Annotated in this window: 8 protein-coding genes; all 8 read left to right on the top strand. The window is 69.1% G+C overall.

Going from position 1 to position 7,455, the window contains the following annotated elements:
* Positions 1-334 (top strand): hypothetical protein (locus VEG08_10805; GenBank protein HXZ28476.1); only part of this gene is annotated, 334 nt, incomplete at its 5' end.
* Positions 335-433: 99 nt separating this feature from the next.
* Complete coding sequence (locus VEG08_10800; protein HXZ28475.1) at positions 434-1,921, top strand: hypothetical protein; 1,488 nt, start codon at positions 434-436, stop codon at positions 1,919-1,921.
* A gap of 54 nt (positions 1,922-1,975) precedes the next feature.
* Positions 1,976-2,902, top strand: coding sequence for a hypothetical protein (locus tag VEG08_10795; protein ID HXZ28474.1), 927 nt, complete (start codon positions 1,976-1,978; stop codon positions 2,900-2,902).
* Position 2,903: 1 nt separating this feature from the next.
* Positions 2,904-3,677: a ribonuclease III gene (gene rnc, locus VEG08_10790; protein ID HXZ28473.1), complete on the top strand. Its 774-nt coding sequence runs from the start codon at positions 2,904-2,906 to the stop codon at positions 3,675-3,677.
* The gene (lepB, locus tag VEG08_10785; protein ID HXZ28472.1) at positions 3,674-4,378 is read left to right on the top strand and encodes a signal peptidase I; all 705 of its coding nucleotides are present in this window, start codon (positions 3,674-3,676) and stop codon (positions 4,376-4,378) included. Before rnc ends, lepB (VEG08_10785) begins: the two co-directional genes overlap by 4 nt.
* 81 nt (positions 4,379-4,459) lie before the next feature.
* Complete coding sequence (gene lepB, locus VEG08_10780) at positions 4,460-5,254, top strand: signal peptidase I (protein HXZ28471.1); 795 nt, start codon at positions 4,460-4,462, stop codon at positions 5,252-5,254.
* The gene (lepB, locus tag VEG08_10775; GenBank protein ID HXZ28470.1) at positions 5,254-6,042 is read left to right on the top strand and encodes a signal peptidase I; all 789 of its coding nucleotides are present in this window, start codon (positions 5,254-5,256) and stop codon (positions 6,040-6,042) included. The genes lepB (VEG08_10780) and lepB (VEG08_10775) overlap by 1 nt, the downstream gene beginning before the upstream one ends.
* Positions 6,042-7,455: AsmA family protein (locus tag VEG08_10770; GenBank protein HXZ28469.1), on the top strand; the 1,414-nt coding region annotated here is incomplete at its 3' end. The genes lepB (VEG08_10775) and VEG08_10770, both read left to right, overlap by 1 nt.

Genomic DNA, 7,455 nt, shown 5'->3' with positions numbered 1-7,455 from the left:
CAATCGAAACCAGGCGATCGCTGCTGCCCAAGAGTCGGGAACGGTCATTCTTGCAGTCAGCACCGCGGAGACCGGCCATGTTCGCGTAGGCGAGGAGACCTTGCAACAACTGGCGGATGGCACCGGCGGGAGTGCCTTCATTGGACTCAGCCCCAAGGACATCCCGAAGGTCTTCTCCGCTATTCAAGAACGGATCGAGGCGATGTACGCCGCAACCTATGTCCCCTCGAGTTCGTCGCCGGGAAAGTACCGTTCCCTGGAGCTAAAGCCAGCCCGGGACAAGGAACTCAAGCTGCACGCGCCCAAGGGCTACTACCCCCCGCGGGCGCGTTGACCCGGCCCTGCCGGAGTCCGTAAACTAGAGAACGAGTTTTCCCCACCTGCAATCCTTCCGGAGGCGGTTCTGGGCTCTTTTGCGCGACGCACTCTCTGCATGCTGACCCTGCTGGCGACGCTGGCGGCGCCGGCCCTGGCGCAGCAGACTCCCAAGGTTTCGCTGGAATCCAGCGAGAGCCTGTTCGCGGTGCTGGCCGGCATCAACGCCTGCGGCTACGACCAGGAGCTGACCGCCTCCGACCCGCTGCGGATGCGGCTGCGCAGCGAGGTGGCCGAGGCCGCCCAGGCCTCCCCTGAGGCCCAGGAGGCCCGCAAGGCGATGTGCGATTTTTACGCCGACCATCGCGCCAACGATCCCAGCCGCGACCTGGCCCAGTATGTCTCTCTGGGCCTGAACCTGGGCGAGCCCCCCAAGATGGCTCCCAGCATGCGGGAGGCCGACCTGCCTCCCGACGCCGGGTACGTGCTGGGCTTCGTCCCCGTGCTCGAGCGCTTCTACCAGGCGGCGGGGCTGCACGCCCTCTACGAGAAGCATCGCGCCGACTTCGAGGCCCTGACCGAGCAATTCTCTCCCTCCATCGCGGAGATGATCCTGCGCACCGACAGCTACCTGCGCCTGCCCATCGCCGGCTACTCGGGGCGGCACATGGCCATCTACTTGGAGCCGCTGGCCGCGCCCGGGCAGATCAACGCGCGCAACTACGGCGCCGACTACTTCCTGGTGGTGTCGCCGGCGGGCGGGGCCATCCCCATGGAGCAGATCCGGCACACCTACCTGCACTTCGCGCTCGATCCCCTGGCCATGCGGCGCGGCACCACCATGCGCCGGCTGGAGACGCTGGAGCTGAGCGTGAAGGCGGCGCCCCTGGACGAGAGCTTCAAGCGCGACATCGTGCTGCTGGTCAACGAGTCGCTGATCCGGGCCATCGAGGCGCGCCAGATCGATGCCCGGAATCCGGCGGCGGAGCCGGCACGCCGCGCCGCGGTGGAGCGCGCGGAGAAGGAAGGCTTCATCCTCACCCTCTACTTCTACCAGCGGCTGACCAAGTTCGAGACCGACAAGGACTCGGTGGGGTTGCAGGACGCCTATCCCGACATGCTGTACGACATCGACGTGGACCAGGTGCGCAAGCACGCCGAGGGCATCCAGTTCGCCGCGGAAGCGGCCCCGGAGGTGATGCGCGCATCCAACCCCAGGCAGGCCTCCGCGCTCGACCAGGCGGAGGCGCTGCTGGCTTCCGGGGACGCGGCCGGAGCGGCTAAGCTGGCCCAGCAGGCCCTGGAGCGGCAGGAGGACCCCGGGCGCGCCTTGTTCATCCTGGCACGGGCGGCGGCCCTCAGCCGCGACATGCAGGGCGCGGTCAGCTACTTCCAGCGCACCCTGGAAGTGGCGCACGAGCCCCGCACCCTGGCCTGGTCGCACATCTATCTGGGAAGGATCTATGACCTGCAGCAGGAGCGGGAGCAGGCGCTGGAGCAGTACCGGGCGGCGCTGGCGGCCGGCGATGCCGCCGCCGACACCAAGGCGGCGGCGGAGCGCGGGCTGCAGCAGCCCTACGCGCCTCCCGGCCAGCCGCGGCGGTAGTGGCGGCCGCTAGGGCGGCCAGAGGTGCAAAGAACCATGAAGGCAATGGGATGGATGGCAGCGCTGGTGCTGGCGGCCAGCGGCATGGCGGCGGCGCAGAACCCGGCGCCGGCGGCGCCCGCGCAGCAGCCTGGCCAGCAACAGCCGGCAGCGCCGGCGTCGACGCCACCGGCTCCGCAGCAGACTCCGGCGGCCACGCCTCCCCCAGCCAAGCCCGCGCATCAGCCGGAAGCCAAGACCCAGGCGGAATACGACGCCTATCTGAAGGCCTCCGGCGAGAAGGACCGCGACAAGGCGGAGGCCGCCGCCCGCGACTTCGAGGCCAAGTTTCCCGCCAGCGAATTGCGCGGCGTCCTCTACCTGAGCCTGATGAACAGCTACCAGCAGGCCAACAACGCCCCCAAGACCATCGAGATGGGGCGCAAGGTGCTGCAGTTCCTTCCCGACAATTCGGTGGCGCTGGTCACCACCGCCAACGTGCTGGCCGAGACCACGCACGACAGCGACGCCGACCGCGACCAGCGCTTCGCCGAGGCGGAACAGGATGCCCGCCACGCCATCGAGAGCATCGACACCGGGCTGGGCGCGCCCGCCACCTGGAGCAAGGAGCAGGTGGAGTCAGCGCGCAACCTGGTGCTCTCCATGGCGCACGCCGCGCTGGGCTTCATCGAGCTGCGGAGGAACAATGACGCGGTGGCAGAACAGGAGTTGCGGCTGGCCGTCCAGCTCAATCAGTCGCAACCCTACGCGCCCACCTGGTACCGGCTGGCGCTCGCCCTCGACCACCAGCACAAGTTCGCGGAGGCACTGCAGGCGGTGAACCACGCTATCCCGCTGTTTGCCGCCGACGATCCCATGCTGGAGCTGGCCAAGCGCGAGCAGGACCGGCTGAACAAGCTGACGGGGACGCCGGCCGCGCCGCCGCCGCCCGCCAATCCCGGCGCGACGGCTCCACCCGCAGGCCCGCCGCCCAAGTCCTAGGATGAACGCAGAGCAGATCACGGCGCTGGAAGGACTGCTGGGCCACCACTTCCGGCAGCGCGAGTTGCTGGAGCAGGCGCTCACCCACAGCTCGCACGCCCACGAGCAGGAGGCGCGCGGGGAGGGCGGCGCTCCGCTGCGCGACAACGAGCAGCTCGAGTTTCTGGGCGACGCCGTGCTCGGCTTCGTGACCGGGCAGGCCCTGTTCGAGCGCTTTCCCCACTTCCACGAGGGCCAGCTCTCCAAGACGCGCGCCCACCTGGTCAGCGCCCGCCACCTGGTGGAGGTGGCCGACGGCCTCGACCTGGGCCGCTTCCTGCGCCTGGGACGGGGAGAGGAGAAGAGCGGCGGTCGCTCCAAGGCGGCGCTGCTGGTGAATGCTCTGGAGGCGGTAGTGGCGGCCATCTATCTGGACGCGGGGCTGGAGCCGGCCCGCGCCTTCATCCTGCGTCGCATCGTGGACCCCGAACTGGACCGGCTGGCGCAGCAGGCCACCGGCGCCTTCCCCATCACCGATCACAAGTCCGCGCTGCAGGAACTGCTGCAGGCGGCGGGGCGTCCGCAGCCGTCCTATTCGGTGGTGAAGGAGGAAGGCCCCGAGCACAAGAAGACCTTTACCGTAGAGGTGCGGGTACCCGGCGAGGGCACGGCGGACTACGTAGGCCGCGCCCAAGGCCCCACCAAGAAGAAGGCGGAGCAACTGGCCGCGCAGCAGGCCCTCGAGCAATTGCAGGGGAGCGGGGCGCCGCGGCGCGCCCGGGGCGGTGCCGCATGAGCCCGTCCGTCCGCTCCCCCATGGACCTGCCGGGAGCGGCGCAGTGGCTGCTGCGCGTGGGCGTGATCGCGCTGTTCGCCATCACCTTCCTGGCGCAAGCCTTCCAGATCCCCTCCGAGTCCATGGAGAACACCTTGCTCATCGGCGATTACGTCCTGGTGGACAAGGTGGACTACGCGCACGCCGGGATCTGGGGCCACATCCTGCCCTACCAGCCCATCCATTGCGGCGACATCATCGTCTTCCGCTATCCGGTGGACCCGCAGCAGCACTTCGTGAAGCGGGTGGTGGGGACGCCGGGCGATCACGTGCGCCTGGTGGACAAGCACGTGCTGGTGAACGGCCGCCCCATCGACGAGAGCCACGCCAAGTTCACCTCCCACTCCTACGACAGCTTCCGCGACGACTTCCCGCGCACCGACTACCTGGAACCCTCGATCGAGCTGCGCTGGTGGATGCGGATGCCTTCGCTGGTGCGCAACGGGGAGCTGGTGGTGCCGCCCGACAGCTACTTCGTGATGGGCGACAACCGCGACGACAGCTCCGACAGCCGCTACTGGGGCCTGGTGCCGCGAGAACATCATCGGCCGCCCCTTGCTGATCTACTGGTCGGTGCGCTCCCACAGTCCGCGCTCCATCTCCTCCGCCGCCGCGGATGGTACACTTTCACGATTTGCCTATGCCCTACTACATCTCGATGAGGAGATGCGCTGGAATCGGACCTTCCGCCTGGTGGAGTAGCCGCCCGCCGGCCGCAGGAGTCCGGGACCACGCCCACTGCCGTGCGCGAGCCTAAGAAGAAAAAGACCGCCGGCCCCAAGAAGGAGAAGAAGCGGGAGACGCCGCTGGAATTCCTGGCCTCCCTGGCGGTGGTGCTGGTGACCGGGATGTTCATCATCACCTTCAATGTGCAGGCCTTCGAGATCCCCTCCAGCTCGATGGAGGACACGCTGCTCATCGGCGACCACGTGTTCGTGGACCGCTCCACCTACGCCCCTGCCAGCACCTGGATCGAGCCCGTCATGCCCTACCACGAGGTCCGGCGCGGCGACATTGTGGTGTTCCTCTCCCCCTCGCAGGCGGGGCTGTACGTGGTGAAGCGCATCATCGGGATCCCCGGCGACCGCATCCACCTGAAGGACGGCGTGGTCTACCGCAACGGCCAGGCGCTCCACGAGCCTTACGTGACGCATTATTGCGACAACGTCTCCGTCCCTTGCTATTCGCCGTATCGCGACAACTTCCCCGCCGAGCCGCCCACGGAGGGCAGCCAGGTCAACCCCGACTGGCAGATGGAGATGCCCAGCCACCTTCAGGGTGGCGACCTGGTGGTGCCCCCCGACTGCTTCTTCGGCATGGGCGACAACCGGCTGGCCAGCTACGACAGCCGCTTCTGGGGCTTCATCCCGCGCCAGAACATCATCGGGCGCCCCATGTTCATCTACTGGTCGTTCGACACGCCGGCGCACCAGTGGGAGAAGACCGGCCTCTCCGACCGGGTGGCGTGGATGGGCCACGTGGTCTGGCACTTCTTCGGGGGAACCCGCTGGCGCCGCACGGCGAAGGTGGTGCGCTGATGCCGGCCCCGCCTCCCCAGGACAAGAAGAAGGAAGCCCGGCAGCGGGAGACGCCGCTGGAGTTCCTGGCCTCCATGGCGGCGGTGGTGGTGACCGCGCTGTTCATCCTGACCTTCAACCTGCAGGCCTTCGAGATCCCGTCCGGCTCGATGAAGAACACGCTGCTGGTGGGCGACCACGTCTTCGTGGACCGCATCACCTACGCTCCGCCTTCGCGCTGGCTGGGGCCGGTGATGCCCTATCGCGAGATCCGCCGCGGCGACATCATCGTGTTCTTCTCGCCGGCGCAGCCCGGCCAGCACCTGGTCAAGCGCGTCATCGGCGTTCCCGGGGACCGCATCCATCTCCACAACGGGGTGGTCTTCGTCAACGGCCGCGCGCAGAGCGAGCCCTACGTCATCCATTCCTGCGACAACCTCTCCATCCGCTGCTACGTGCCCTATCGGGACAACTTCCCCGCGGTACCGCCCTCCGACTTCGACCAGGTGACCCCCGCATGGCAGGTGGAACTTCCGCGCCACATGCAGGACGGCGACCTGGTGGTGCCACCCGGCTCCTATTTCGCCATGGGCGACAACCGGGAGGTCAGCTGGGACAGCCGCTTCTGGGGCTTCGTGCCGCAGCAGAACATCCTCGGCCGGCCGCTGTTCATCTACTGGTCGTTTGAGACGCCGGAAGACCAATATGAGAAGACCAGCCTGAGCGACCGGCTGGGGTTCGCGGCCCGGGTGGTGATCCACTTCTTCGGCCAGACCCGCTGGCGCCGCACTCTCCACATGGTGCGCTGATGCGGCCGCGCAGGAAGCGCCGGTGGCTGGCGGCTTGCGTGCTCCTGCTGCTGCTCGCCCTGCTGGTTCCTCCCTGGATCAACCTGCGGCGCTACCACCAGCACGTCACCGGGGCACTGGCCGAGGCGGTGGGTCGGCCCGTCTCAGTGGGCGAGATCCATCTCCGTCTGCTGCCCCAGCCCGGATTCGACCTCGAGAGCTTCGCCTTGGCCGACGATCCCGCCTTCAGTCCCGAGCCCCTGCTGCGGGCCGACGAGGTCACGGCCGCACTCAGCCTCTCTTCGCTGTGGCGCGGACGCCTGGAGATCTCCAGCATCAGCCTCAAAGAGCCGAGCGTGAACCTGGTGCGCGACCGCGACGGCCGCTGGAACATCGAGGCGCTGCTGCGGCGCGCGGCCCAGCTTCCCTCGGCGCCCACCGCCACCCGGCCTCAGGCCCGGGCCCGCTTCCCCTATATCGAGGCCGAGGGCGGGCAGATCAACTTCAAGTTCGGCGACGAGAAGGTGGTATACGCCCTGCGCGAGGCCGACTTCGCGCTCTGGCTGGCCTCCGAGGACGAGTGGCGGATGCGCCTGGAGGCCAGGCCGGTGCGCACCGACGCCGCTCTCAGCGATACCGGGAGCCTGCGGATGGAGGCCCGGGTGCTGCGCCCCGCCGGCCAGCGCGACGACCTGCTGGAAGCCCACCTCGGGCTCGAGCGCGCCCAGCTCGGGCAGTTCAGCAAGCTGGTGCTGGGCCGGGACCTGGGCTGGCGCGGCAACGTGAGCGCCGACGCCACCCTGGCCGGCACGCCCAGCCGGCTCACCCTCAGCCTGCGCGCCTCGCTGCGGGATTTCCGCCGCTACGACATCGCCGCCACCGACAGCCTGGGCTTCCAGGCCTTGTGCACCGCCGGCTACCGCACCCAGGGCGCCGTGCTCTCCGGCATCGAGTGTCACCTGCCGCTGGGCAGCGGCGAGATCGCGGTGCGCGGCGCGGTCGCCGAGGTGTTCGCCGCCCGCCGCTACGACCTCAGCATCGCCGCCAACGACATCCCCGGCCCGGTACTGGCGGCGTTCGCCCGCCACGCCAAGCGAGGATTGCCGCCGGACCTGAGCGCCACCGCCGACCTGGACGCGGCCTTCACCCTGCGCACTCCGCCTGCTCCGGCGGGAGCGCCGGCGGTGTGGGCGGGCGGCGGCACCATCGCCGGCTTCACCCTGCGCTCGGAGACGCTCGCTCCCGAGCTGAAGCTGGACACGGTGGCCTTCACCCTGGTCCAGCCCGACCAGCCGCAGCCGGGCCTGGGGCTCAGCGCTCCGGCACGGCCACCCGCCGGCCCTCGCGTCGCCATCCTCCCGGTGAACCTGCCGCTGGGGGGCGCCGGGGTGAGCTTTGCCGACGGCTGGCTCTCCTCTGAGGCCTACCATTTCG

The organism is Terriglobales bacterium, assembly GCA_035624475.1.
Classification (GTDB): domain Bacteria; phylum Acidobacteriota; class Terriglobia; order Terriglobales; family Acidobacteriaceae; genus DASPRL01.
The sequence above is the reverse complement of the archived record's forward strand: the minus strand, read 5'-3'. Positions and strand labels throughout refer to the sequence as shown.